General features: G+C 60.2%; 21 protein-coding genes and 3 tRNA genes. 9 read left to right on the top strand and 15 right to left on the bottom strand.

The window, feature by feature from the left end; genetic code table 11:
* Positions 1-208: 208 nt before the first annotated feature.
* Together CFAEC_RS10760 and acpS are read left to right on the top strand one after the other, a co-directional pair.
* Positions 209-1,660, top strand: a complete 1,452-nt coding sequence (locus CFAEC_RS10760) for a DHA2 family efflux MFS transporter permease subunit (RefSeq protein ID WP_290276744.1) — start codon at positions 209-211, stop codon at positions 1,658-1,660.
* Between the two features lie 6 nt (positions 1,661-1,666).
* Positions 1,667-2,074, top strand: a complete 408-nt coding sequence (acpS, locus tag CFAEC_RS10755; RefSeq protein ID WP_290276742.1) for a holo-ACP synthase AcpS — start codon at positions 1,667-1,669, stop codon at positions 2,072-2,074.
* Here acpS and CFAEC_RS10750 read toward each other — a convergent pair.
* Together CFAEC_RS10750 and bcp are read right to left on the bottom strand one after the other, a co-directional pair.
* Positions 2,064-2,747: a TetR/AcrR family transcriptional regulator gene (locus CFAEC_RS10750; RefSeq protein WP_290276741.1), complete on the bottom strand. Its 684-nt coding sequence runs from the start codon at positions 2,745-2,747 to the stop codon at positions 2,064-2,066. The two genes, acpS and CFAEC_RS10750, sit on opposite strands and share 11 nt — an antisense overlap.
* An 11-nt stretch (positions 2,748-2,758) precedes the next feature.
* Entirely contained in the window at positions 2,759-3,235 is a 477-nt protein-coding gene (gene bcp, locus CFAEC_RS10745; RefSeq protein ID WP_290276739.1) for a thioredoxin-dependent thiol peroxidase, read from the bottom strand.
* A 152-nt stretch (positions 3,236-3,387) separates the two neighbouring features.
* Between bcp and CFAEC_RS10740 the strand changes: the two genes are divergently transcribed.
* Together CFAEC_RS10740 and CFAEC_RS10735 are read left to right on the top strand one after the other, a co-directional pair.
* Complete coding sequence (locus CFAEC_RS10740) at positions 3,388-3,663, top strand: DUF3618 domain-containing protein (RefSeq protein ID WP_290276737.1); 276 nt, start codon at positions 3,388-3,390, stop codon at positions 3,661-3,663.
* A gap of 173 nt (positions 3,664-3,836) precedes the next feature.
* On the top strand, positions 3,837-4,952 hold the full coding sequence (locus CFAEC_RS10735) for an SPFH domain-containing protein (protein WP_290276736.1): 1,116 nt from the start codon (positions 3,837-3,839) through the stop codon (positions 4,950-4,952).
* Here the strand turns inward: CFAEC_RS10735 and CFAEC_RS10730 are convergent.
* From CFAEC_RS10730 to CFAEC_RS10705, 6 genes are all read right to left on the bottom strand, one after another.
* On the bottom strand, positions 4,945-5,505 hold the full coding sequence (locus tag CFAEC_RS10730) for a nicotinamidase (RefSeq protein ID WP_290276734.1): 561 nt from the start codon (positions 5,503-5,505) through the stop codon (positions 4,945-4,947). The genes CFAEC_RS10735 and CFAEC_RS10730 overlap by 8 nt on opposite strands.
* A 140-nt stretch (positions 5,506-5,645) precedes the next feature.
* Complete coding sequence (locus CFAEC_RS10725; RefSeq protein WP_290276732.1) at positions 5,646-6,152, bottom strand: gluconokinase; 507 nt, start codon at positions 6,150-6,152, stop codon at positions 5,646-5,648.
* A 229-nt stretch (positions 6,153-6,381) separates the two neighbouring features.
* Positions 6,382-8,508: a cytidylate kinase family protein gene (locus tag CFAEC_RS10720; protein ID WP_435384231.1), complete on the bottom strand. Its 2,127-nt coding sequence runs from the start codon at positions 8,506-8,508 to the stop codon at positions 6,382-6,384.
* 204 nt (positions 8,509-8,712) lie between these two features.
* The gene (locus CFAEC_RS10715) at positions 8,713-10,095 is read right to left on the bottom strand and encodes a mannitol dehydrogenase family protein (protein ID WP_290276730.1); all 1,383 of its coding nucleotides are present in this window, start codon (positions 10,093-10,095) and stop codon (positions 8,713-8,715) included.
* Positions 10,092-11,501, bottom strand: coding sequence for a glucuronate isomerase (uxaC, locus tag CFAEC_RS10710; RefSeq protein WP_290276728.1), 1,410 nt, complete (start codon positions 11,499-11,501; stop codon positions 10,092-10,094). Before uxaC ends, CFAEC_RS10715 begins: the two co-directional genes overlap by 4 nt.
* Before the next feature lie 171 nt (positions 11,502-11,672).
* Complete coding sequence (locus tag CFAEC_RS10705; protein WP_290276726.1) at positions 11,673-12,821, bottom strand: LacI family DNA-binding transcriptional regulator; 1,149 nt, start codon at positions 12,819-12,821, stop codon at positions 11,673-11,675.
* A 200-nt stretch (positions 12,822-13,021) separates the two neighbouring features.
* On the opposite strand from CFAEC_RS10705, the gene CFAEC_RS10700 reads away from it, so the two are divergent.
* Both CFAEC_RS10700 and CFAEC_RS10695 read left to right on the top strand, forming a co-directional pair.
* Complete coding sequence (locus CFAEC_RS10700) at positions 13,022-14,314, top strand: glutaminase (RefSeq protein WP_290276725.1); 1,293 nt, start codon at positions 13,022-13,024, stop codon at positions 14,312-14,314.
* A 37-nt stretch (positions 14,315-14,351) separates the two neighbouring features.
* Positions 14,352-15,029 (top strand): hypothetical protein, encoded by a 678-nt coding sequence (locus CFAEC_RS10695; RefSeq protein WP_290276723.1) that lies wholly within the window; start codon positions 14,352-14,354, stop codon positions 15,027-15,029.
* Between the two features lie 109 nt (positions 15,030-15,138).
* Here the strand turns inward: CFAEC_RS10695 and CFAEC_RS10690 are convergent.
* Positions 15,139-15,214: transfer RNA gene (locus CFAEC_RS10690), tRNA-Lys, on the bottom strand.
* A 92-nt stretch (positions 15,215-15,306) separates the two neighbouring features.
* A tRNA-Lys gene (locus CFAEC_RS10685) sits at positions 15,307-15,379 on the bottom strand.
* Positions 15,380-15,713: 334 nt separating this feature from the next.
* Here CFAEC_RS10685 and CFAEC_RS10680 point away from each other — a divergent pair.
* Positions 15,714-16,925, top strand: a complete 1,212-nt coding sequence (locus CFAEC_RS10680; protein WP_290276721.1) for a L,D-transpeptidase — start codon at positions 15,714-15,716, stop codon at positions 16,923-16,925.
* A gap of 25 nt (positions 16,926-16,950) precedes the next feature.
* On the opposite strand, the gene CFAEC_RS10675 is transcribed toward CFAEC_RS10680, so the two are convergent.
* A complete protein-coding gene (locus CFAEC_RS10675) occupies positions 16,951-17,133 on the bottom strand; it encodes a hypothetical protein (protein ID WP_290276719.1) in 183 nt (60 codons plus the stop codon).
* A gap of 14 nt (positions 17,134-17,147) precedes the next feature.
* On the opposite strand from CFAEC_RS10675, the gene CFAEC_RS10670 reads away from it, so the two are divergent.
* Complete coding sequence (locus CFAEC_RS10670) at positions 17,148-18,401, top strand: alpha/beta hydrolase (RefSeq protein ID WP_290276717.1); 1,254 nt, start codon at positions 17,148-17,150, stop codon at positions 18,399-18,401.
* Here the strand turns inward: CFAEC_RS10670 and orn are convergent.
* From orn to CFAEC_RS10650, 4 genes are all read right to left on the bottom strand, one after another.
* The gene (gene orn / locus CFAEC_RS10665; protein WP_290276715.1) at positions 18,389-19,048 is read right to left on the bottom strand and encodes an oligoribonuclease; all 660 of its coding nucleotides are present in this window, start codon (positions 19,046-19,048) and stop codon (positions 18,389-18,391) included. The genes CFAEC_RS10670 and orn overlap by 13 nt on opposite strands.
* A 12-nt stretch (positions 19,049-19,060) precedes the next feature.
* Positions 19,061-19,861, bottom strand: coding sequence for a mycolate reductase (gene cmrA / locus CFAEC_RS10660; protein ID WP_290276713.1), 801 nt, complete (start codon positions 19,859-19,861; stop codon positions 19,061-19,063).
* Positions 19,862-19,906: 45 nt separating this feature from the next.
* Positions 19,907-20,665, bottom strand: coding sequence for a hydroxypyruvate isomerase family protein (locus CFAEC_RS10655; protein WP_290276711.1), 759 nt, complete (start codon positions 20,663-20,665; stop codon positions 19,907-19,909).
* A 456-nt stretch (positions 20,666-21,121) separates the two neighbouring features.
* A tRNA-His gene (locus tag CFAEC_RS10650) sits at positions 21,122-21,194 on the bottom strand.
* A 418-nt stretch (positions 21,195-21,612) separates the two neighbouring features.
* Here CFAEC_RS10650 and nrdD point away from each other — a divergent pair.
* Positions 21,613-23,787: an anaerobic ribonucleoside-triphosphate reductase gene (gene nrdD / locus CFAEC_RS10645; RefSeq protein ID WP_290276708.1), complete on the top strand. Its 2,175-nt coding sequence runs from the start codon at positions 21,613-21,615 to the stop codon at positions 23,785-23,787.

The following is a 23,787-nucleotide window of genomic DNA, read 5'->3' as shown; positions in this document are numbered from 1 at the left end:
GTGTTCTATCCGAGTGTGGCCTTCAACCGGTCAGAGGCTGCGCCACCGGCCACACTCACGGGGGAATGTTGGTTTGACCACGCCGCCATCACATACGTCTGTAGCACTGATAGGATCTCCTGGTCGCACCACCACGTGTCTTGTTTCCGTGGGAGGTGGACCTACTCGCGCAAGCGCCATTGTTTAATTGAAAGGACCTGGAGCCTTCATGACCTCCAGTCAGACCAGTACTGAAACTGCCACGATCCCCAAGCCTGTTGTGATCATCCTCGCCGTGCTCGTGTTCACGGCGTTTGTGATGATGCTCAATGAAACCACCCTGGCTGTGGCGCTGCCTGCCATCATGGCGGACTATTCCATTGAGGCGAACACCGCCCAGTGGCTGCTCACCGGGTTCATGCTCACCATGGCCGTGGTCCTGCCCGCCACCGGATGGATCCTGGAGAGATTCACCACCCGTGTGGTCTTCATTTTCGCCACCATCATCTTCCTGATCGGCACCGTCATCGCCGCACTGGCACCGACCTTCCCCATCCTGCTCGGGGCACGCGTGGCACAGGCGATCGGCACCGCCGTGATCATGCCCCTGTTGATGACCGTGGCCATGACGGTGGTGCCCGTTCCGCGCCGGGGTGCGGTGATGGGATTGATCGCCGTGGTCATGGCCGTTGGTCCTGCATTGGGGCCATCCGTGGCCGGTGTGATCCTGAGTTTCGCGTCCTGGCACATGATCTTCTGGGTGATGGTGCCGCTGGTGGGTCTCGCGGCGGTGGTGGGTGCAGTCAAAATCGGTAACGTCAGCGAGCCACAGTCCACCCCCTTCGATGTGTTGTCCCTGGTGCTCTCTGCCTTCGCCTTCGGTGGTCTTGTCTATGCACTGAGTTCAATCGGTGCGATCCTGGACGGCGGGGAGGCCGCACGCAACGCCCTGATCATCCTGGCCGTTGGTGTGATCTCACTGGCGGTCTTCGTGTGGCGCCAGTTGTCGTTGGCCAAGGTGGACCGCGCACTGCTGGACCTGCGGCCCCTGGCCATCCGCAATTTCTCCATTCCCCTGATCGTGTTGCTGGCCTTGTTCGGTGCACTGCTCGGCGTGATGAACACCCTCCCGCTCTATATGCAGGGCTCCCTCCTGGTCTCCGCTCTGGTCACCGGCCTGGTGCTGCTGCCCGGCGGGCTCCTGGAAGGGGTGCTCTCACCGTTTGTGGGCCGGATCTATGATCGTCGGGGTCCACGGGCCCTGGTGATCGGCGGCATGATCGCAGTGGTGGTGTCACTATTCTGGCTGTCCACCGTGGATGACAACACCGGTGTGGGCATGCTGGTGGCCGTCCACGTGATCTTCTCCGTCGGCCTGGCACTGCTGTTCACCCCGCTGATCACCACCGCACTCGGCTCGGTGCCTCAACACCTCTACGGCCACGGTTCAGCGATCATGAACACCCTCCAGCAGCTCGCCGGCGCCGCCGGCACCGCCGTCATGATCGCGGTTTACAGCACAGTCAGCCAGTCGGCCATCTCCAGCGGTGCGACGGAACAGGTGGCGCTTGCTGACGGTGCGAACTCAGCCTTCTTCGCCTGTGCCTGCGTGGCAGTGGTTGCGCTGGCGTTCTCCCTGTTCATCCGCCCGGTTCCCGCCCAGGGGAATGAGGCAGAATAGACACCTATGATCACGATCGGAACCGACCTCGTCCACATCCCGGCATTCGCTGAACAGCTGGCACAACCCGGAAGCTCCTTCATGGATGTATTCGGGCCGGGGGAGCGCAGATTGGCATCAACACGCCTGGGCAGCCGCAACGCCGAACACCTGGCAGGGCGCTGGGCAGCCAAGGAAGCCTTCATCAAGGCCTGGTCGCAGGCCATCTACGGGCAGCCGCCCGTGATCGCGGAGGAGGATGTGCAGTGGGCTCTGATCGAGGTCCGCGCCGACCGTTGGGGGCGGGTGGCACTGCATGTGGCACCGTCCCTGGATACCCAGGTGCGGGGGAGTATCGGTGACTACACCACGGCGCTGAGCATCAGCCACGACGGGGATTACGCCACCGCCGTGTGTGTGCTCACTATCCGGTAGCTACAGAGAAGAGATAGGAGATGAGCATCCGCTTGATCTCCTCCGTGATGGATTCAAAGGCCTCGTCATATTCGGGCCCGGTTCCGATGTCACGCACCGCGTAGTTGAGCAGGGAACTCACGGTGTGCACGAGCAGGCCAGCCAGGGACATGCGCTCCTCATAGGAGGCACCGCGGGCCAGCGGCTTCATCACACCGGCGATGATCTCCAGCATCTCCTTCTCGGTGGCGGCGGCCGTGGCACGGGTGGCAGGTGTGGATTGGATGGCGTGCCATACCGCGCGGCGGGAGGGGTCCTCGCGCCACAGACCGGCGAGGTGGTCAATGAACTCATCGAGGATATCCGGCCACTGCAGTGCCGGGACCTGTTCGGAGAACTTCTTCAGCTCGGCGACAGCTTCCGCGTTGTCCACGCGGTCCAGCTCGCAGATGAGCACATACTTGTTGGCGAAGAACTGGTAGAGCGTGCCGATGGGCACCTCTGCACGCTTGGCCACCTCATCAAAGGTGAAGGACTCAAAACCGAGATCAACCAGTACCGAACGGGCCGCGGTGAGGATGCGGTTGAACCGCTCCCGGCTCCGTTGCTGGGCTGGGCGACGCCGCGGAACCAGGATTTCTGTTCCGTCGGGGGAGGCGTCAACCGTATCTGATTCTCTACTGGTGGGGGTCATGGGTGGTGCGGTTACGCAGCCTCAAGGTCGCGCAGGATACGGGCGACATGACCGGTGGCACGGACATTGTACTTGGCCACACCCACGGTGCCATCAGCCTCGATGACGAAGGTGGAGCGGATAACGCCCTGGACGATCTTGCCGTAGTTCTTCTTCTCTCCGAAGGCACCCCACGCGGTCATGACCTCCTTGTTCTCATCAGAGAGGAGCGGGAAGTTGAGCTGATGATCCTCGCGGAACTTCACCAGCTTGTCCACCGGATCCGGTGAGATACCGATGACCTTGATACCCAGATCATTGAGCTGGGTGAGGGAGTCACGGAAATCGCAGGCCTCCTTGGTGCAACCCGGGGTGTTAGCCTTCGGGTAGAAGTACACCACCACGCGCTCACCGGCGAAGTCGCTCAGTGAGGTGGTGGAACCCGAATCATTCGGGAGGGTGAAGGCTGGTGGGGTGTCTCCGGTATCAAGGCGCTGCGCATCAGTCATAGCTTCAACAATAGCGGGTTCAACTGTCATTTCGGGGATGGGCGTACGCTCAGTGCGGGAAGTAAGTAATATGGTCTCGCAGTAACGGGTTTGTGAAGACGCGTTAGAACAACATCCAAGTGATCGCAGATACACCCATCAGGAGTAGCCCCGTGGCACGCAACATTGAAGACATCCAGCGCGACATCGAACGCACCCGCCGTCAGCTAGCCAGCACCCTTGATGAGCTGGCTGACCGCAGCAAGCCGGCTAATCTTGTCGACGATGCCAAGACCCAGGCCACCGCGAAACTGCAGGAGCCTGAAATCCAGAAGATTCTTCTGGGTGTCGCCGGTGCCGTGGTAGGCGTGGTCCTGCTCAGCGTCATCCGCAGCCGCAAGAAGTCCAAGGACCTCAAGGAGATCCAGCGTCTGCTCTCTGAGCGCTAGATCCCCTCAGTGAAGACCTGGTTGCCTGATTTGTCTCTGGTGATCAGGTCTTCTTGTGCTGCCGGGAAGAATTCCTCTGCCCAACCCCCTACGATGGTGACCGCACGAGGCTGTGGGGGATTCCTCCCTCTCATCCATCCCAGCACTGAACCTGTAAGGATCCAGCACACACGATGCTTTATACCGCCCCTTCTGCAACCGAAGCCCTCATCGTCACCGGAGGCGTCACCAGGCGTACTCCGGAGAAGCCCTTCAAAATCGTCGCAGGCCGTGGCGTGTTCTGGATCCCCCTCTTTCAGCAGGTCAGAAAACTGAACCTGGGAACCTACAGCGTGGATGTCCGCATCACCGCGCAGACCGCCCAGAAGATCGACATCAATGTGGCTGCCAACGCCATCTTCCGCGTTGACCCCTCCGAGGAGGGCATCATCTCTGCGGCCCGGTATATCGAGAAGTCGGATGCTGAAATCGAGGACATCATCCGCAAGGAGTTCGACGGCGAGACCCGCAGCCTGATCGGCCAGATGTCGGTGGAGGACATCATCACCGACCGCATGGCACTGGCCAGCGAAGTGATCACCAACATCACGCCGAAGCTGTTGAGCATGGGCTGGAAGGTGGATAGTTTCCAGATCTCCTCCATCACCGATGACAACAACCACATCGCCAACCTTTCCAAGCCGGAGCTCGCGCGTGTGGAGCAGGCGGCAGCCATCGCCCAGGCGGAGGCCAATGCCCGGGTCATTGAGAAGGAACAGGAAGCCGAGCGGCTCACATCGCAATATCGTCGTGACACTGATCTGCAGGTGTCAGAGAACACCAAGGAGACCGCGAAAGCCCGCGCCGAGGCGGAGCAGTCAGGCCCCAAGGCGGAAGCAGAGGCCCGCATTGAGGTGGAGGAGAAGCTGAGCCTGTTGGCTGCTGCCCAGGCCAAACGACGCGAAGCTGAGCTGGAAACTGAGGTGATCAAACCCGCTGAGGCAGCAGCCCGTGAGCGCCTCATCACTGCGGAAGCAGATGCTGAGGCGCAGCGGAAGCTGGCCGCCTCCATCGCCTCTGAGAAGGGGATCCTCCTGGAGAAGGAGATGCTGGATAACCTGCCGGCCATCATGGAATCACTGTCCGGTGCGCTGTCCAACGGCAAGCTCACGTTCCTGGGTGATGGCGAGGACTTCAACTCATTGATCGCCAGGCTCGTGGGCACCGCCAGTACGTTGCGTGACACCTTGGGTGAGGCTTCCCAGGAGATCACCGATGGCCGCGGCGCAGGGGATGTCCAGGCTAGATAAGTTCGGCGCCGGCGGTGTGCATCTCCTCCAGGGCAGCATCGCCCGCCGGCACGTCCACGGCTGAACAGAAACCGGTGAGCACCCTGACCTTCAGCCCGGCCTTCAGGGCATCCAGTGCGGTGGCGCGGACGCAGTGTTCGGTGGCGATCCCTGCGATATCAACATCAGTGATCCCGCGGGACTGCAGCCAGTCGGACAGGGAAGAATCATCGCTGACGGCGGTGCCCTCGAAACCGGAATAGGCGGCCGAGTGCTGCCCCTTGCGGAAGAACTCGTCGATCAGATCCGTGCGGATTTTGTCATGCATGGCGGCGCCCTCAGAATCGGCGACGCAGTGGACAGGCCAGGAATCGATGAAATCGGGATTGTCCGAGAAGTGATCGCCCGGATCGATGTGCCAGTCCTGTGTGGCCACCACCGCATCGAATTGATCGGGGTGGGAGAGTTGGAAGGCCCCGAGTAACCCCGCGACCTCATCACCGCGACCGGTAGCGAGGGATCCGCCAGGGCAGAAATCTTTTTGAACATCAACAAGGATCAGTGCACGAGACATAACTTAAACGCCCTTTCGCATCTCTGAGTGTTTGTAGGGTCGAGTCTACGTTTTTTGATACGCCCCGGAAATGACCACGTCCCCCTCCCGCGTACAAGCGCGCGGGAGGGGGACGTGGGGCGTCGATAAGCGTTGTGGTTTTAGTTCTTTGAGCGGATCCAGGCCGCGGCCTCGGCGACGATCTGATCAACTGAATTGGCGATGTCGAACACCTTGGCGTCCTCATCCTCCGCGAGTGGCTCCAGGGTCTCGAACTGGGAATCCAGGAGGGTGGACGGCATGAAGTGGTCCTCGCGGGAATCCATGCGGGAGAGCAGCAGGTCATAATCGCCGTGGAGGTGGACGAAGATGGTGCCGGGGGCCTTGGTGCGGATGAGGTCGCGGTAGGAACGCTTGAGGGCGGAGCAGGCGATGACACCGTTCTCCCGGTCGCGGAGCCACTTGCCGATCTGAACAAGCCACCAGGCGCGGTCATCATCGTCCAGCGCCTGGCCGGATGCCATCTTGTCAATGTTTGACTGTGGGTGGAGAACGTCACCGTCCTTGTATTCAATGCCGAGTTCAGCGGCGAGATGCTCACCCACGGTGGACTTGCCACAGCCGGAGACACCCATGACCACGATTTTCATGCCGGTGGTGTCCGTCATGGTGGATTCCTTTCCTTGTGCAGCATCGACTGGGGCTGCGATTCCCTGGTGTTGGTGGTGTTGGTGGTGTTGAAGAGTTGAGGGGGTTCTGTTCGAACCGGTGGGGGAGGCGAGGTGCCTGCCAACTCCTTAATGGTATTATCATAACCCGTTGGTGGGAAGAAGTGAAGAGTGTCGATGACAAACCCGTGGTGTGATTACTCACACCACGGGTACTTGGGGCCCGGGGTTAAACCTCGGGTGTTTCAGCAGGAGGAAGCTCCGCGGACTTCTCCGGATACTTACCCCGGTAGGCCTCCACGATCACATCCACGATCTGTTCATAGGTCATGGAGGCGGTGTTGAGCACCAGGTCATAGTCCTCGTCCCTGTTCGGATTCCACCGGTACAGAGCCCAGGACATCTCCTCGCGGAGACGATCCTCCAGATGGCACTGCTCGGTGGCCTCCGAGGCGGACAACCCTGTCTTGTAGATCACGCGCTCCACGCGCTTACCCAGCGGGGCGACCAGCCGGACATGCAGAGTACCGAAGACGGGACCCAGTACCAGGGCACCGTTGCGGCCCAGCATCACTCCGCCATCCTTCACCGACATGAGAACATTCTCAGTGTTCTCCTGGGCGATCTGACGGTTGGCGGACAGATCGGACGCCGCAGCCATATCCGCGTCCTGGGTGGAACCGAAGGAGATGGTGCGCAGCAGACGGTTGAAACTGTTGTCGGAGATCAGGTCCTTCTTATCCACCTGGGCGAGCGTGTCAGAACTGAACTTCTGCCCGATATATGGCACACCGAGTTTCTCCGCGAGCATCGGGGCGATATCCGAGGCACCGGAACCACGCTGGCCGAAGATGGTGACAATCGGTGGGTGATCATCCTCCGGGGGACGGATCGTGGTGGTGCGGCCGTCACCGGTCTGGGTGATGCGCACGCGGTCAGTGGACACACCATGCTGATCCGCCACAGCAGACTGCATGCGGCGCTCGTTCAGGTCATCGATGACCCTGCTGTGGGCGTCGGCATCCAACTTGTAGAGCAGCATGATCAGCAGCGCGATGATCGCCAGGATCGCCGGGGTGGCACCGGTGGCGACACGGATTCCCTGAATTGCGGAATCGGACTGCTCTGCGGCCATGGAAACATAACCAAATCCAGCGATGATGGCACCACCCAACCAGCCGCCCACACCCTGTCCACATTTACGGATGAAGGACAGGACAGAATAGGAGCCACCCTCAGCACGGATACCGGAATTCCATTCGCCATAGTCCACGGTATCGGCCTGCATGGAGAAGATCAGTGCGTTGGTGCCACCGGTGCCCACACCGAGGAAGAACCAGGCGACGATGGCAAGACTCAAGGTGCCGCCGGGGATGAAGAAGATCAGGGTATAACCGATGACCGCTGCCACCGCCAGCATCACAAAACCATTGCGCTTACCAATACGGACCGTGATGGATGGAACCATTGTTGCGATAAGAATGGAACCAACCGTCTGTGCGGCCATCAGCCAGGTGAACCAGGCAGCATTACCGAGGACATCGCGGGCATAGTACATACCCACCGCGTTCATGGTGAACATGGCGGAGAGCAGGAAGAAAGTGCCAGAGCAGAGAATGATCAGCGGGCGATTCTGACGAATCATGCTGAACGTGGATTTGAAGGAAATCTTGCCCTGGCCACGTGGGACAACCTCACGCGAGTTGGCAAAACAGATCAGGTAAAGGGTGACCGCGATGACACCGAGGATCAGGCAGGTGATGGTGAACCTGAGGCGGACACCATCAGCTGTGGTGTCGGCGAACTGCGGTGCGACGACGGCGGAAAGGATCACTCCACTGAGCGCGGATGTCACCGAACGTGCACCGGAGAGCTTGGAACGATCAACCGGATCCTGTGTCATGGCTGCAGACAGTGAGCCATAAGGAATGTTCACAAACGAGTATGCGAGCTGGTACGCCGCATCGAAGAGCAGGATCCAGGCGACAACTGCAGTACCGCCCAGGCCTGCTGGAGCACTGAACAGCAGGACGAAGACAATAGCCAGGGGGGTACTGCCGAAGAGTATCCACGGGCGCAACCTACCCCAGCGGGTATCAAAACGGTCCACGGTCTGACCGGCGATCAGGTCGGCAGCACCGGCCCAGATCTTCGTGACACCGTAGATCATGCCGGCGATACCTGCCGACAGTCCGGCGATTTCCGTCATGTAGACCATGAGGAACATCGACGTCATCATGAACGTCAGGTTGTTCGCCACATCGCCGAGAGCATAGGTGAGCACACGGTGATTAGGTAGTGTTCCGGCCTTCTTGCCGGGCCCGCCGTCAGGCGGGGTTTTCAACTTCGTTGCCACAACATTCTCCTTGGAGTTTGACCAGTGGTGTCAGCATCCAGGGGGACAAGTCCCGATCAGAGTGGAGTCGATCGACCTGGCGTTGTGACACACAGTAGGGAATCAGTTTTATTGCCATGACCCCGCGTGGAGGCGACCGTGGTGGGTCCCCGCCGCGAAAGATCATGAGGGTGAAACAGGGGGTGGTGGAGGATCTGACAGTGCTCAGGAGAGCTCAGTGACCAGTGCGCGGATGCGTTCCACCACCTCCGTGTCTGTGCTGAGCTGCTCATCCAGGACCGCCACCAGTGCAGCCACCGGATCAGCTGCCTCCTTGGCTGCGGTGATCTCGGCGATCCGGGTGTCGCGGATCTCCCCGGTGGTGAGGACGAAGGCGATCCACGCCGCGATGGAGAAGGAAGCACCGCCGCCATCACGCCCCGCGTCCAGTTCAGCCTTGAGGATCGGCACCGCACGCATGCGCTGTTTGGTGCCACCGTCGATGGCGATCTGGGCGAGGTTGTGCACGATCCGGGGGTTCTCGAAGCGCTCGATGAGCTGTTCGCGGTAGTCAGGCACATTGAGGCCCGCTGTGGTGAGGTGGTTTGCCGCCTCATCCCACAGGCTTTCCACCCGGGCACGGCACTCCGGATCCGTGATGGCATCTGCCACGGTGGCGTGACCCCTGAGCTGGCCGAAGTATGCCATCAGCGAGTGGGAGCCATTGAGCAACCACAGCTTGCGACGCTCGAACTGCTCGATGTCATCCACAAACTGGACACCGGCGTTCTCCCAGGCTGGTCGGCCGGCGGGGAAGTCACCTTCGATGATCCAGGAAGCAAAGGGCTCGGTGACCACCGGTGCAGCGTCGTGGAAGCCTGTCTGGGCCTCCACCTCCGTGATGAGTGCCGCCTCGGTCGCCGGGGTGATGCGATCAATCGAGGTGGAGGGGAACGTGACATTCTCCCGGATCCAGGCAGCCAGGTCACGGTCAACCTGGTCAGCCATGCCCAGGATGGAGGCCCTGGTGGTGTCACCGTTGGCTGCGATGTTGTCGCAGCTCATCACGGCCAGGCCTCCCACACCCGCGGCACGACGCGCAGCGAGTCCGTAGACGATCCGGCCGGCAGCGGTGGCCAGTTCCTCCACCCGGGTATCACCCTGCGCGGAGGTGAGAGCGGCAATGTCCTGTTGCACGTCGGCACCACCGGTATCCAGCTCATCAGCTGCGTTGAGATGGTAACCGGCCTCGGTAACAGTCATGGACACCACAGCCACCTGCGGGTCTGCCATCAACTCCACCAGACGCACGAGATTGGATGCTGGCTGCGCCTCCACCAGCGAGGTGATCAGTTCCGGGGAATCCCCGTCACCAGAACGGGTGACCAGGGTGTACAGACCATCCTGGGGTGCCAGGGCATCAGCAACGCCGGTACCACGGCCGGTGAAGGAGACATATCCCCACTCAGGCTGGTCAGGGTTGGTTTCAGCATTCTGCGTGTACCAGATCTGGTGGGCGCGGTGGAAGGCACCGAGACCCAGGTGCACCAGGCGCGCCGGGGCGGACCGTGGGACATCGGCGTTGGCACGATTGAGTGGCGTGGTCATAGTTTGAAGACCCTTCTCGGGGATGCGTCGATCAGATCGACGATGATGTCGGAAGCGCGTTCCTCTGAGATACGGTGCTCGGCAACAAGTCGGGCCAGGTAGTTGGCCTCCACGCGGCGCGAGGTGTTGTGTCGCGCCGGGATGGAGCAGTAGGCGCGGGTGTCATCGATGAATCCGGAGTAACGGGAGAAACCGGTGGTACCAGTTGTGGAGGAACGGAAACGGTTCATGGCGTCAATCTCGTCGATGAACCACCACGGTGCGCCCGCGTAGGCGGCTGGGTAATACCCGGCCAGTGGAGCGATCTCACGGGAGAAGGCTGTTTCGTCGATGGTGAACATCACGAAGTGGAAGTCCGGGTTCTCACCGAAATCAGACAGCAGTGGCCGTAGACCATTGGTGTATTCCAATTGGAAGGGGATGTCAGCGCCGATGTCATTGCCGAAACGGTCCTGCGCGGATGCGGAGTGGTTGCGGTAGACGCCCGGGTGGATGGTCATGACCAGGCCGTCATCCTGGCACATCTCCGCGAAACGGTAGGTGGTGTTCGCCTCGAAGGCCAGCATCTCCTCCCGGGTGGCGGTGCCGGCGAAGCCCTTGTCCAGAAGACGCTGGGCATCCTCATGGGACAGCGGGGTGGTATCGGTGTTGTGCATGCCGTGGTCAGCTGAGGTTGCACCGTGGTCGATGAAGTACTGACGACGGTTGCGCATCGCCTGCAGGTACCCTTCCCAGCCGGACTTACCGTCACCTGCGGTGTCAATCAGCCTGGTGGTTTTCTCCGCCCAGCCGGGGTTGTACATCTTGGTGTAGGCATCCGGGCGGAAGGTGGGAAGAACGCGTGGGGAGAAGGTGGGGTCCTCCGCGAGTGCCTTGTGATCCTTCAGGTCATCGAGTGGATCATCGGTGGTGGCGAGGATCTCCAGGTTGAACTGCTCCGCCAGCGCACGGGGACGGAAGTCCGGCTTGGCCAGAATCTCGGAGAGCTGATCATAGATGTCATCGGCATTCGCGGAGCTGAGCAGATCGGGGTTGATGCCGAAGACGTGCTCGAACTCCTGCTCCACCCAATAACCTGTGGCGGTGCCGGTGTAGAGATCCCAGTGGGAGGCGAAGATCCGCCAGGCCTCACGCGGGGAGGAACCTTCGGTGCCCCCAACACGCAGATCCGCCAGATCCACCCCTGCTGAGTGCAGGATGCGGGTCAGGTAATGGTCAGGGCTGATGAGCAGTGACGTGGGGTCGGCGAAGGCCTCATCCTTGACAAACATTGAGGCTTCGAGATGGCCATGGGGGGAGATGATCGGAAGATCCTCAACATAGGTGAGGAGCCGGCGGGCGATATCGCGGGTTCCGGGATCCGCGGGCAGGAGCCTGTCCGGGTGTGCGGCGTGTGAAGTACTCATAACCCCCATGATCGCCTGCCGCGGAGAGGGTATTCAATTAGTTGCCAAAAGTTTCAGTGGGATGGTCACACATTTGCGCCCAAAGTGGCGGATTACACATTAATGCTTCAGGGTGGGGGAGCGTGGGCAAGATTTTGTGGCTTTTACCAGCCGTGATGGGTGACGGTGACCTTAAAGATCATGCTTCGGCCCCACCCGCAGGGTGGATTCGCGCACGATCAACCGCGTGGGCAACTCCCGTGGTTTGGCCATGAGCGGAGCTTTCATCCCCTTGATCAGGGCGATGAGATTGGCGGTGCCCACCCGTCCCACCGAGCGGAGTGGACCTGCCACCGTGGTGAGCGTGGGGGAACTGAGAACGGAGATCTCGGTGTTATCGAAACCCACCACCGCCACATCTTCCGGGATTCTGAACCCACTTCGCTGTGCCTGCTGCATGAAACCCATGGCGACCATGTCGTTGAAACAGATCACCGCGTCAGTGGGGTCCCTCGCCCAGACCTCGAAAGCGCGCCGGCCCCCCACGAACGACGGCTCCTCAACCGGGAGTTGTCGCACCACGGGTTTGACCAGGTTGCGCATGCGGGCGGGCTGCACGGTCACCGTGCGGGAGATCTTCAGTGAAGGTGCGCCGGAATTCTCCGTGAACAGGGTGCCCAAGGTGGTGGCCGCATCAACGATGCCCCGCCACCGGGTTGAATCCGACCAGGAATTGTGGGGTCCTGCGATATAGGTGATGGAGCGACAGCCCTGGTCCACCAGGTGCACAACCGCCTTCACCGCGCCGTCGTAATTATCCACCACCACGCTGGGAATCCCCGATACCGGACGACTCAACACCACCGTGGGCAGGGAACGTGCGATCTTCTGGATCTCCGCCGATTCCATCCGGGAAGACGCCAACAGCAACCCGTCCACAAATGGGGTGATCTTTTCTATCGCCTCGCGGGCCCGGGGCAGAGACTCATTGGTGTTGACCAGCGTCATCACCATGCCCTGGGCGGCTGCGGCATGCTCAGCGCCACGGAAGATCTCCACAAAGAAGGGATTGGAGATATCCGTGGCCACCATGCCGATGACACCGGTGCTCCGGGCATCCGGGCCGCGGTCGGAGATGGTTTCCAACACATGCCCGTACCCGACCTGTTGTGCCGCCTCCCGCACCTTTTCCGCCGTTTTGAAGCTCACGCGGCCCGGCTGGGAAAATGCCCTGGAGACCGTGGAGGGGGACACCCCGGCCAGGCGTGCCACATCGTAGATGGTGGCTTTCATCTGTGCGTCGGCGCCTGACTGCTCGTCCCCGCGTCCCCTTTGGTCCATGGGGCTGAGTATATCGCCGCGCGCGTACCTGGCCACCAGTGGCGGGCACGCGGGTGTGCAGGTTGACGGGCAACTGGTGGGGCGGGCTGTCGGGCCCGGTGTCTGCTGGGATTGCGATAGCAGGCCCACGTTTTTCCGTAGGGTGGCAGGCACTGACTTGAACTGATCCGACTATTCCACCTGTATTGAGGGACACCCCGATGAACACACACCCGTTGACCATGCCCATCCCGGAATATTTCGAAGAGATTCTGGATTCTGTCCGCGATGACACCTCAGGTGAGGTGGCTCAGTACATCTCTCAGCTCAAGAATGCCGACCCCAATCCGTTGGCGCTGGCGATGTGTACCGTCGACGGTCATATTTACGGGGCGGGGGATGATGAGCATGAATTCACCATGCAGTCGATCTCCAAGCCTTTCGCCTATGCTCTGGCACTCCAGGAGCACGGGCCGGATAATGTTTTCGCCGCCGTAGGTCTGGAGCCCTCCGGTGAGGCCTTCAACGAGCTGTCCCTCGACGGTGCCACCAACCGCCCCATGAATCCGATGATCAATGCTGGCGCCATCGCCGTCAATCAGCTGATCAACGGGGTGGAATCCTCTGTGGAGGATCGTGTGGAGAAGCTCCGGAGTTATTTCTCCCAACTCGCGGGCCGCGAACTCACCATTGACCGCCAGCTCAGCGAAAGCGAAATCGAAGGCGCGGACCGTAACCTCTCCATCGCCCACATGCTGCGCAACTATGATGTCATCGAGGATGACGCCCATGATGCGGTTCTCAGCTACACCCTCCAGTGTTCCGTGAAGGTGACGGCGCGGGATCTGGCGGTGATGACCGCGACCTTGGCGGCCGGCGGCATCCAACCACTCACCGGTGAAAAGCTTGTCGACGCCCGCGTGGCACGCCTCGTCCTTTCCATGATGGCGTCAGCCGGTATGTACGACGAGGCTGGCCAGTGGCTGGCCACCGTGGGCATCCCCGCTAAATCCGGTGTCTCAGGCGGGCTCATGGGAGTGCTGCCCGGACAGCTGGGGTTGGCCACATTCTCACCACGACTGAATAAGCAGGGCAACCCGGTGCGTGGTGTGGAGATCTTCAAGCGACTCTCCGAGGACATGGGTCTACACCTGATGTCCGCTGAGCTGCTCACCCAGCATGCGGTGCGTTCTATTGAGAAGAAGGGCCAGACCACCGTCATCCAGCTGCAGGGTGCCATGAACTTCTCGGCCGCGGAGAACTTCCTGTTCTCCATCACCGAACATGAGTTCTCCGGGGAGACCGTCATCCTTGATATCTCGCGCGTGCCCATGTTCCGCCCCATGGGCCGACGCATGATCAAGGAAGGCCTGCGCCGTATCCGGGACAATGGCTTCCGCGTCGCCATCTTTGACCCAGATGAGCTCCTCCCGGATCTCGAGTTCTCGGATGGCACGGAATGCAGACAGATCACCAGTCCCGAGCAGATGGGTGATCAGGTAGCTTTGACATGAACCAGGCATCACCACCACCCTTTTAAAGGAGCCCGCCATGAGCAAGAAGATCGTCACCTCCACAACCCTGCTGGCGGGTGGACTGGCCCTTGCCACCATGCTGAGTGCCTGTGGCAGCTCCGATGGTGTGGAGTCAGTGGAGGCACAGGGTGGATCCGCACTCCAGGAAATGCTGCTCACAGCCGATGAGAGTGGACTGACCGACGCCACCGCTGCCAATGACACCGTTCTGGAGGGGGAGAGCATCCCCCTGGTGGTGGTCGCCGAGGCGGAGAAATTCGACGGGGCCTGCGGTGAGGCACTCCAGGCGGCCGAATCCGCAGAGCTTCCGACCGTCGGTTCGGCAGCCCGCAACCTCGACCGCGGCGATGACACCGGTGTGGCCGTGGCCCTGTTCTCCGTCGAGGACACGGATGTCTCCCCGGCGGATCTCTACCGTGACATCGCTGATTCCTGCACCGACCCGATCCGGGATGAGGAAACCGGTGCGGAATACACCTTCACCCCATTGGATTCGGATGCGTCCGGATTCATCTTTGACATCACGGTCACGCCAGGCAATGAATCCTCCAGCGTGATGATGCTGGAGGATCTCGGGAACCACCACGTTCTGGTGGCTGGTCTGGGCACCGCGGAGGACGAGGTGAAGCAGGTCTTTGACGCACAGGTGGATAAGGTCACCTCGGGGCTGGCTGAGGTGGGCGAACCAGCATAACGTCACAAGGAATCCGGGACAACGGGGCCTTTGGCCCGGGGTGGAGCCGGTGGCGGAATGGGATAACCCCCATGATCGTGAAATTTCACGGTCATGGGGGTTATCTTGATGGTGCGTCATCAGGGAATCGAACCCCGAACCCTCTGATTAAGAGTCAGATGCTCTACCAATTGAGCTAATGACGCAGGTTGTCTGCTTGAGATGAACTTACCCGCAGTGACATTCAAGAAGCAAACCGCAGCCTGTGTAATACAGGCTGCGGTTCATTTCTTTACTGTGCGTCATCAGGGAATCGAACCCCGAACCCTCTGATTAAGAGTCAGATGCTCTACCAATTGAGCTAATGACGCAAGTCTGCGTGAGATGAAGACCTCGCTTGCAACGAGAGAAAATATATCAGCTGTCTTCGTTCCTTGTAAAATCTGCAGGTCAAAGCCGATCTTCGGCGCATGAAAGATGTAACACTTCCCCTCTGGCCCACGATAGGGGACGGGATACTTAAAATTTGTGATCTCCATTGCTTTTCATTTCGTTCCGCTAACGATTTGGGAAACTATTGGAATGGTCTAAATGATATTTGCGTTGAAGGGCTCGTGAGCTTGTAGCGTTATCCCATGATTGGCCTGTGGATCCTTGAACCATCAGGTCACGTGCAAAGCTTTATTGCCAGGAGGGCGAAAACAGTTGAAGAGGGTTCGTGGTGTTGTCACGGGTTCATTATTGGCATTGCTCACGGCAGGTTCACTGGTTCTGAGTGGCTGCACCATTGAACGCAATGGTCACGCACAGGAAGGTGCCGCTGCGGTGTCCTCGTCAGACACCGGCGACACGGTGGAGGCAGTAGCCCCGGTGGCCTCGGTTGATGATGATGCCACCGGCGTGGACCCGTCCGAACCCATCGTGGTGAGGTCCCTGGGTGATGGCCTCGAAGAGGTCACCATGGTCAACGAGCAGGGATACCAGGTCGAAGCCGAGTACGGCGTGGACGAGCGCACCTGGACCACCACGGAGGTGCTGGGTTATAACCGCACCTACACCATCACCGCCACTGACCGGAACGGTGAAACCAGCACCACGGTATTTGCCACGACGCAGCCGACAGCGACCACCTCTGTCGCATTGTCCCCGCTGGCTGATTCCGTGGTGGGCGTCGGTCAGACGATTGGCTTCCGTTTCGGAACCCCGATCACGGACCGCCGTGCCGCGGAGGAGGCGATCACCGTCACCACCTCACCTGAGGTTGAGGGCGGTTTCTTCTGGCTCAACAACAGTGAACTGCGCTGGCGCCCAGCGGAGTACTGGGAGCCCGGCACGCAGGTGACCGTCACTGCGGATCTCTATGGCACTGAACTGGGCAATGGTGTGTGGGGAGCCTCCGATAATGCCACCAACTTCAGTATCGGTAGCCGCGTGGAAACCGTGGTGGATGATGCCACCAAGACCATGAGTGTTTATGAAAATGGCGCCCTCCTGCGCACCATTCCGGTGTCGCTCGGTCGTGATGTGTCGGAGTGGGCAACCCCGAATGGCACCTACATCATCGGTGACCGGAACCCGTCGATGATCATGGATTCCACCACGTTTGGCCTGGGATATGACCAGGGCGGATATCGGACCCCGGTGAAGTTCGCCACCCAGATGTCCTATTCCGGGATCTATGTCCACGCGGCCCCGTGGTCTGCGGCGCAGCAGGGTAATTCCAATGTGTCCCACGGCTGCATCAACGTCTCCACCGAGGCGGCTGAATGGTTCCAGAACACCGTGAAACGCGGGGATATCGTCACGGTGAAAAACACCGTGGGTACCACCCTGAGCGGTTATGACGGGTTGGGGGATTGGAATATCCCCTGGTCTGTGTGGGGTGAGGGGAACGCAGACCAGACCTCTGCATGGTGATACCACCCCGGGGGTACCGATGACGCTAAGTCACTGCCCGGTTATTAATATTGCCTGCATCAATCGTCTGAACTAGACTGATTATCTGTTTTTCAACCGGCGGACAATCTCCGGCACCAGACGTTTTAGTCAGCGGTGCCACCAAAGGGGTTTGACTGCCGGTATTGCATGTTTTCACGCTTAAAAATTGTTCGAGCAAGACAGCCAAGGGGATAAAACTAGATGCCACTGTTGAGGCAGACCAGGGAGTGGGTGGACCGATTCGGTTCCACCCACCAGGAGCTGTCTCCAACAGTGCCCCCGACCTTTTCCGGTACCTCTCCACGGGTTCCGGGGCCGATTGAGCAGGCGTGGTCGCAGGCGCTCAGCGTGGGTGGTGAGCAGGCCGCCCGCCAGTGTGGCGACATGGCTGTCATCGCGCTCGCTCAACCCAATCCCATCATCACCGAGGACCCGCAGGGCAACCCTGACATGCGCCTCTACACCTGGGTGGTGGAAAGCCCCGGGGCCACGAATGTGTTGATGTGGGCCAATGGTGTCTTCGACCATGCCCATGTCCACGATTCAGAGATGCACCGCCTTGAAGGCTCCGATCTGTGGACGCTTACCCTCCGGATGCCGGCGGACTGGCGTGCCAGCTACACCATCACCTCCTGGGACCATGACGGGGTGCCGCCGTGGCGCGCATCCACCGACCGCGCCGAGGTCCGGCGGGCAGCCATGGCACATGGCCGTCTGGATGAGCGCAACATCGGTCGCGTGATGAACTCCTCGCTCGTTGAAGGCCCCGACGCGCCGGCTGACAGGTGGGGGAGGGCGTCGCAAAGCATCTGTACGCAGGAGCGCACGCTCGCCGGCGAGCGGTTCTGGGTCTACGCCCCGGACACGGACGAGACGACACCGCTGCTGATCCTGTTTGATGGCCAGCACTGGAACGGCCCGCTGGGGCTGCCGCTGCAGCTCGATGCGGCGATCCGCGCCGGGATCATGCCGCCCGTGCATGTGCTCATGCTTGATTCCGGGGACGTTGACCACCGCTGGGATAACCTCGGCGTGCCAGGTGGCCAGGTCGATGTGCTTATCGACGCCATCCTGCCGCACGTCCGCGCCAACTTTGCGGTCTCCCCGCGCGGGGAGGACACGATCATCTCCGGGGCCAGCTTCGGCGGCCTGGCCTCACTCTGGGCGCTGGCGCTTTCCGACGGTGACATCGGCCATGCCATCGCACAGTCACCGAGCCTCTGGCGCTTTGATATCGCCGATGCGCTCTCCGCTGCGGAGAACTGGGTCTCCATCAACCTGCAGGCAGGCGAATACGAAGGCGAGATGCTGCGCTTATCCCACAAGCTGGCAGAGGACCTCTCCGGTGATATCCGTGACGTCCGCGTGCAGGGCATCCGCGGTGGACATGACTGGGCCTGGTGGCGCGTTCACATGCTGAGTGAACTCACCAGGCTCCTTAATCACTCGAAATAGCTGGCGAACCGCGCGGTGGCACCGGCGGCATCCTCATCGCACTGCGCTGAGGTGGGACCGGGTTCCGCCACGAAGAATGAGCGACGGTAATAATCCAGCTCGCGGATGGATTCCACGATATCGGCCAACGCACGGTGCGACAGGCCCTTCTCCGGCTGCTTGTAATACACGCGTGGGTACCAACGACGCGCCAACTCCTTCACCGAGGACACATCCACCATGCGGTAGTGCAGGGCGGCATCCAGGCGTGGCATCTGCTCACGGATGAACGCGCGGTCGGTGGCGATGGAATTACCCGCCAGGGGAGCGGGGTGTGCGGGATCGCAATGCTCCTCGATCAGGGCGAGGACAGCATCCTCCGCCTCTTTCAGCGACACCGTGGAAGACCGGATCAACGGGGTGAGCCCGGAGGATTCGTGCATGTTGGTGACAAAGTCATCCATCCGCGCCAGTTCCTCGTCGGTGGCGTGGACAACCAGATCCACACCCTCGCCGATGATATTGAGGTTGGCATCGGTCACCAGGGCGGCGACCTCCACGATCACATGGTGTTCCAGATCCAGGCCGGTCATCTCCAGATCAACCCACACCAGGCGATCATCGCGTGCGGCCACGGGGGAGCGGTTGCTCCCATTAACATCAGACATGAAGTTCTCTTCCTAACTCATCTTCGAATAAACCCAGCCCATGACCGGCGACAACACTGCCGTCGGAGCGACCGTGGAGATCGCATTCATGGCCTTGGACAGGGGGCCTGGAACCACTCGACGTCGGTTCTTGGACAGCGCGCGGAGGGTCTCTGCGGAACAGGATTCATACGTGGTCCAGAGGAAGTCCGGCACCACCTTATCGATGATCGACTGCTCCTCCTCCGGCACCACCGAATCCCGCACCGGGCCTGGAGCCAGGAGGGTACAGGCGACACCCGTGCCACGGAGCTCGTAGTGCAGGGCCTCGGTGAAGGCGTTGACTCCGGCCTTGGTCAGGACATAGGTGGCGTTGTTCGGAATCGGTACGTTGCCGGCCGCTGACCCCACGTTGCAGATCGCGCCCGTGCCCCGCTCAACCATGCCATCCAGGACAGCCCTGGTCAGTTCAAAAACCGCGGTGGCGTTCAGATCAAACTGGGCGGTCTCATAGTCCCAGTTCTGATCCTTGAAGGGACCGAAACTGGCGATGCCCGCGGAGTTGATGATGATATTGATCTCGCGGTCCCTGATCTCTCCGATCAACTCCGCCCGCTGGGTGCGGTCCGCCAGGTCCACAGCCCGGATCTCCACCATCACGCCATGCTTGGATTCCAGCTCATCGGCGATCTCCTGCAACAGCTCCCCGCGGCGGGCCACCAGGATCAGGTTATGGCCGTACCGGGCGAGATCCCTCGCGATCGCCAGACCGATTCCCTGGCTTGCGCCGGTGACAAGCGCGCGGGCACTCTGGCTGGGAATGGGCAATGCCATGGACACTCCTTGATATTGATTGATCACTACCGGGCTAATGGTACGTCACAGGGCATGCAACCAGCTGAGTCCCTCGTGGGTGGCGCTGGCGGGGAGGTACTCGGCGCCGATCGGATCAGGCCAGGGGAGAGCGTCAATGAGCTGGGAGAGATGATGGTCATTGACTTCACCGGAACCAGGCTCCCTGCGATCCGGCACACTTGCGATCTGGATGTGGCCGAGCAGGTCGTCTTCGAAGATATGGGTGAGTCGACGCGTCAGATCACCATGGATGCGCTGGATATGGAAAATATCAAAGAGGATCTTCACATTGGGGATGCCCTCGATCAGTTCCACGGCCTGCTCAAGGCTGTGCAGATAGTACCCGGGGATGCTCTGACGGCTGATTGGCTCCACGACGATGAGGATGCCCTCGTCGGCTGCCAGGCGGGCCGCTGTGGTGATATTGCGGCGGTAGATGTCATTCGTGCGCGGTGATGGTTCGGCGATACCTGCCATCACATGAAGCTTCGGGGCTTTCAGCGCGGTGGCGTAGCGCAGCGCGAGTTCGATGGAGGCACGGAAATCTGCAGTGCTCTGGTCAGCAAGTGCTACCAGCCCGAAACTATCGCCGGGTGGGGCGTTGATGAGGGCGACTGGCAGGCCGGCTTCTTGGGCAATGCTGGTGAGTTGATCCAGGTCATGATCATAGGGAAATTGGAACTCAACAGCATCGAATAGACCGGTATCAGCTGCGGCGTGGAACCGCTGTTGGAAGGGGACCTCAGTGAACAGAAGCGACAGGTTCGCGGCGATCTTCGGCATGCAGGGGCTCCTCGTGACCAGATTCATAACACGTGTGGGAAAGTGTGGGCTGGCACCAAATCTAACCCGGAAACCGCGGCTACGGTGCAGAACCCACTGATTTTAGGGGCAATGAATCCCCGATGGCTTGACCCCGGGGCGCATCCGGCTTTTCTGAGAAAACTTAGGCGATGTTAGGGTGGGACACGGATTCAGTCCCATTTCTAGAGTGGGATGAGCGAGGGATTACCCCGCCTGGATCCGGTAGGGGCGAGGGCCGCAATCTGTAGGGGGTTGCGGTCCTCCTTGCATTTTCGAGCATGTCGAGGGTGGGGTCAGCACCATCACTGTGCCTGGCCCTTGCAATGGGCCTGGGACAGGCACACTTTTGTCCCTTAACCCCCAGGATCTGCCCACGCAAAAAGTCAGGGCACCTTCTCCGATTGGAGAAGATGCCCTGACTTTGTATTTCTTAGGGGTGGCTGACGGGGCTCGAACCCGCGACACCCAGGATCACAACCTGGTGCTCTACCAGCTGAACTACAGCCACCATTACCGCTTTGAAAGCAGCGAGATTAACTCTAGCCCACACTTGTATTTTTACAAAAACGGCAGGTGGGGGCACGTGAGCCGAGGGGAAGTTCGTAGATCGTTGCTGTGGCGATCAGTTGCATTGTGGTGCGGGGAAGTTCTTGCTGTGGTGGTCGATCACCCCATTTGAGGGGCTCTGCATGGGGTCTATATGTGGGCCCCTGTGGGTTGCGCATGATTGATGGCGCGAACTTATCGGAGCGGGTCGCGGTGATGGCAAGCCGGGGCTGGTGGCACTAGGTCTGCGCGCGATCTGGGGTGGCCACCCCAACATGTAGTATGTGTACCTATTTGTGTGATGTGATAATCCAATTGATTGGGTATAGGGTTCAGTTACAGCCGTGTAATTACACGGTCTTTCCCGAAACAAAGGACGGATGATGTTGTCGCCTGCCACCCACCAGGTCCCCACCTCTGCCATTGACACCGAGAATTTAGCGAAAGGGATCTCGGTGCTTAAAAAAGACGGCCGTGTGGTGGACTACCGCCCCCGCAAGATTCTCAATGACCTGGAATCTGCAGAGCGTGTTTTCGGTGTGGAGTTCCAGGTGCCCAAGGATCAGATTGTGGAAACCATCACCCGGCGTGCAGCTGAACACAACACGATCAGCAGCGTGGATCTCTTCCATATTGTGGAAGACACCCTGAGTCATTCCCCGGCGGTGCTGGCGGCTTTCCGTGAATACAAGAGGGGACAGGATGAATTGATTGACGCCTCCACCGATGTGGCCCGCGCAATCGCCCGGGTGGTGGAGCGGGATGAAAAGCTCCTGGCGGAAAATGGCAATAAGGATTCGAGGACGTTCACCACCCAGAGGGAAATCCTCGCCGGGGCGGTGACCACAGCCAAGGGACTACAGATGCTGCCGGAGGATGTCCGGCGTGCCCACATCAAGGGCCTCGTCCATGTTCATGACCTCGACCGTTCTCCCTTCGCCGCCATGCCCAACTGCTCCCTGCCGGATTTTGAGTTCATGCTCTCGCACGGTTTCACACTGGGTAATGCGCGCATCGAACCGCCACGTTCCATCGGGGTGGCCGCCACACTTCTGGTGCAGCTACTCGGCGCCATCTCCGGAGAACAGTACGGCGGTATCTCCATCCATGAGATCGATCGTCTCCTGGAACCCTATGCAGAGATGACCCTGGAGAAGAACCGTCGGTTGTATCTGGACGCCGGACTGACCGAGGTGGAGCAGTTGGCCAGGGGGAAGACCTCCCGGGATATCCATGACGCCATGCAGGCCTTTGAATACCAGGTGAACACCCTGACCACCTCAGCGGCACAGACCCCGTTCACCTCGATCTCCCTGGGCATGAGCACGTCCTGGTCCGGCCGGGAAATTCAGAAGTCGATCCTGGCGGTGCGGGAGCAGGGTATGAGTGGTGAAACCGCGATCTTCCCGAAGATCCTCTTCTTTGTGGATGAGGGCATCAACCACGCCCCCGGGGACCCCAACTACGACATCAAGCAGGCTGCCATGCGGTGTTCCATGCGCCGGATCTACCCGGACCTGGTGTCGGTACCCCGTATCCGGGAGCTCAAGGACGGCCAGCTGATCACACCCATGGGATGCCGTTCCTTCCTGCATCCGTGGAAGAATGCTCTCGGGGAGTATGAGCTGCTGGGTCGCAATAACCTGGGCGTGGTATCAATCAACCTGCCCCGCATCGCCATCTCCGCACAGGGGTCCATGGAGGACTTCTTCACCGGTTTGGATGAGGCCATTGACCTGACCATCCGGGCATTGAAGATCCGGGAGGAGGTGGTGCTCTCCGCGGACCTGGAGCACGCACCCATCATGTACACCCAGGGCGGCATGGGGGATCCCCGCAACAAGAACAGTGTGCGGGATTTCTACACGGGAGATAATCACAAAAGATCATCCATCTCCATGGGATATATCGGGATTCACAACGCCATGGTGGCGCTGACAGGGGAGCAGCACTGGCACACCACTGAGGCACACCGTGCCGTGTCCCGTCGGATTCTGATTCACATGAATGCCCGGGTCGCGTCAGTCCAGGATCAGTTTGCGGCCAATCTGTCGGTTTATGCCACCCCGTCGGAATCGCTCTGTGACCGTTTCGCCGAGTTGGACCGCGCCCGTTTCGGTGAGCTACCGGGTATCAACGACCGGAATTACTATGAAAATTCCTTCCATTTCCCCAGTTACCTGGATACCAACCCCGTGGACAAGATTGCTTTTGAAACTGCTTATATGCCCCTGACCCCAGGCGGTTTCATGTTCTACGTCGAGGCTCCGAACCTGTTGCGTAACCCTTCAGCTTTTGAGGCGATCTGGGATGAGGCTTTTGAGCATGTCGGTTATTTCGGCATCAATTCCCCGGTGGATACCTGTTTCCTCTGCGATTTCGAAGGGGAGTTCAGCTGTGATGCTGACGGGTATGTCTGCCCGGGTTGTGGCAACCGCGATGAGGACAAGGCATCGGTCACCCGCCGGCTGTGTGGTTATCTCGGGGCTCCGATGAAACGCCCGGTGGTCCAGGGCAAACAGGCGGAGATCAACTCCCGCGTCAAGCACATGTGA

Source organism: Corynebacterium faecale (genome assembly GCF_030408735.1).
In the GTDB taxonomy this organism is placed as follows: Bacteria; Actinomycetota; Actinomycetes; order Mycobacteriales; family Mycobacteriaceae; genus Corynebacterium; species Corynebacterium faecale.
This window is presented reverse-complemented; position numbering and strand designations above follow the sequence as displayed.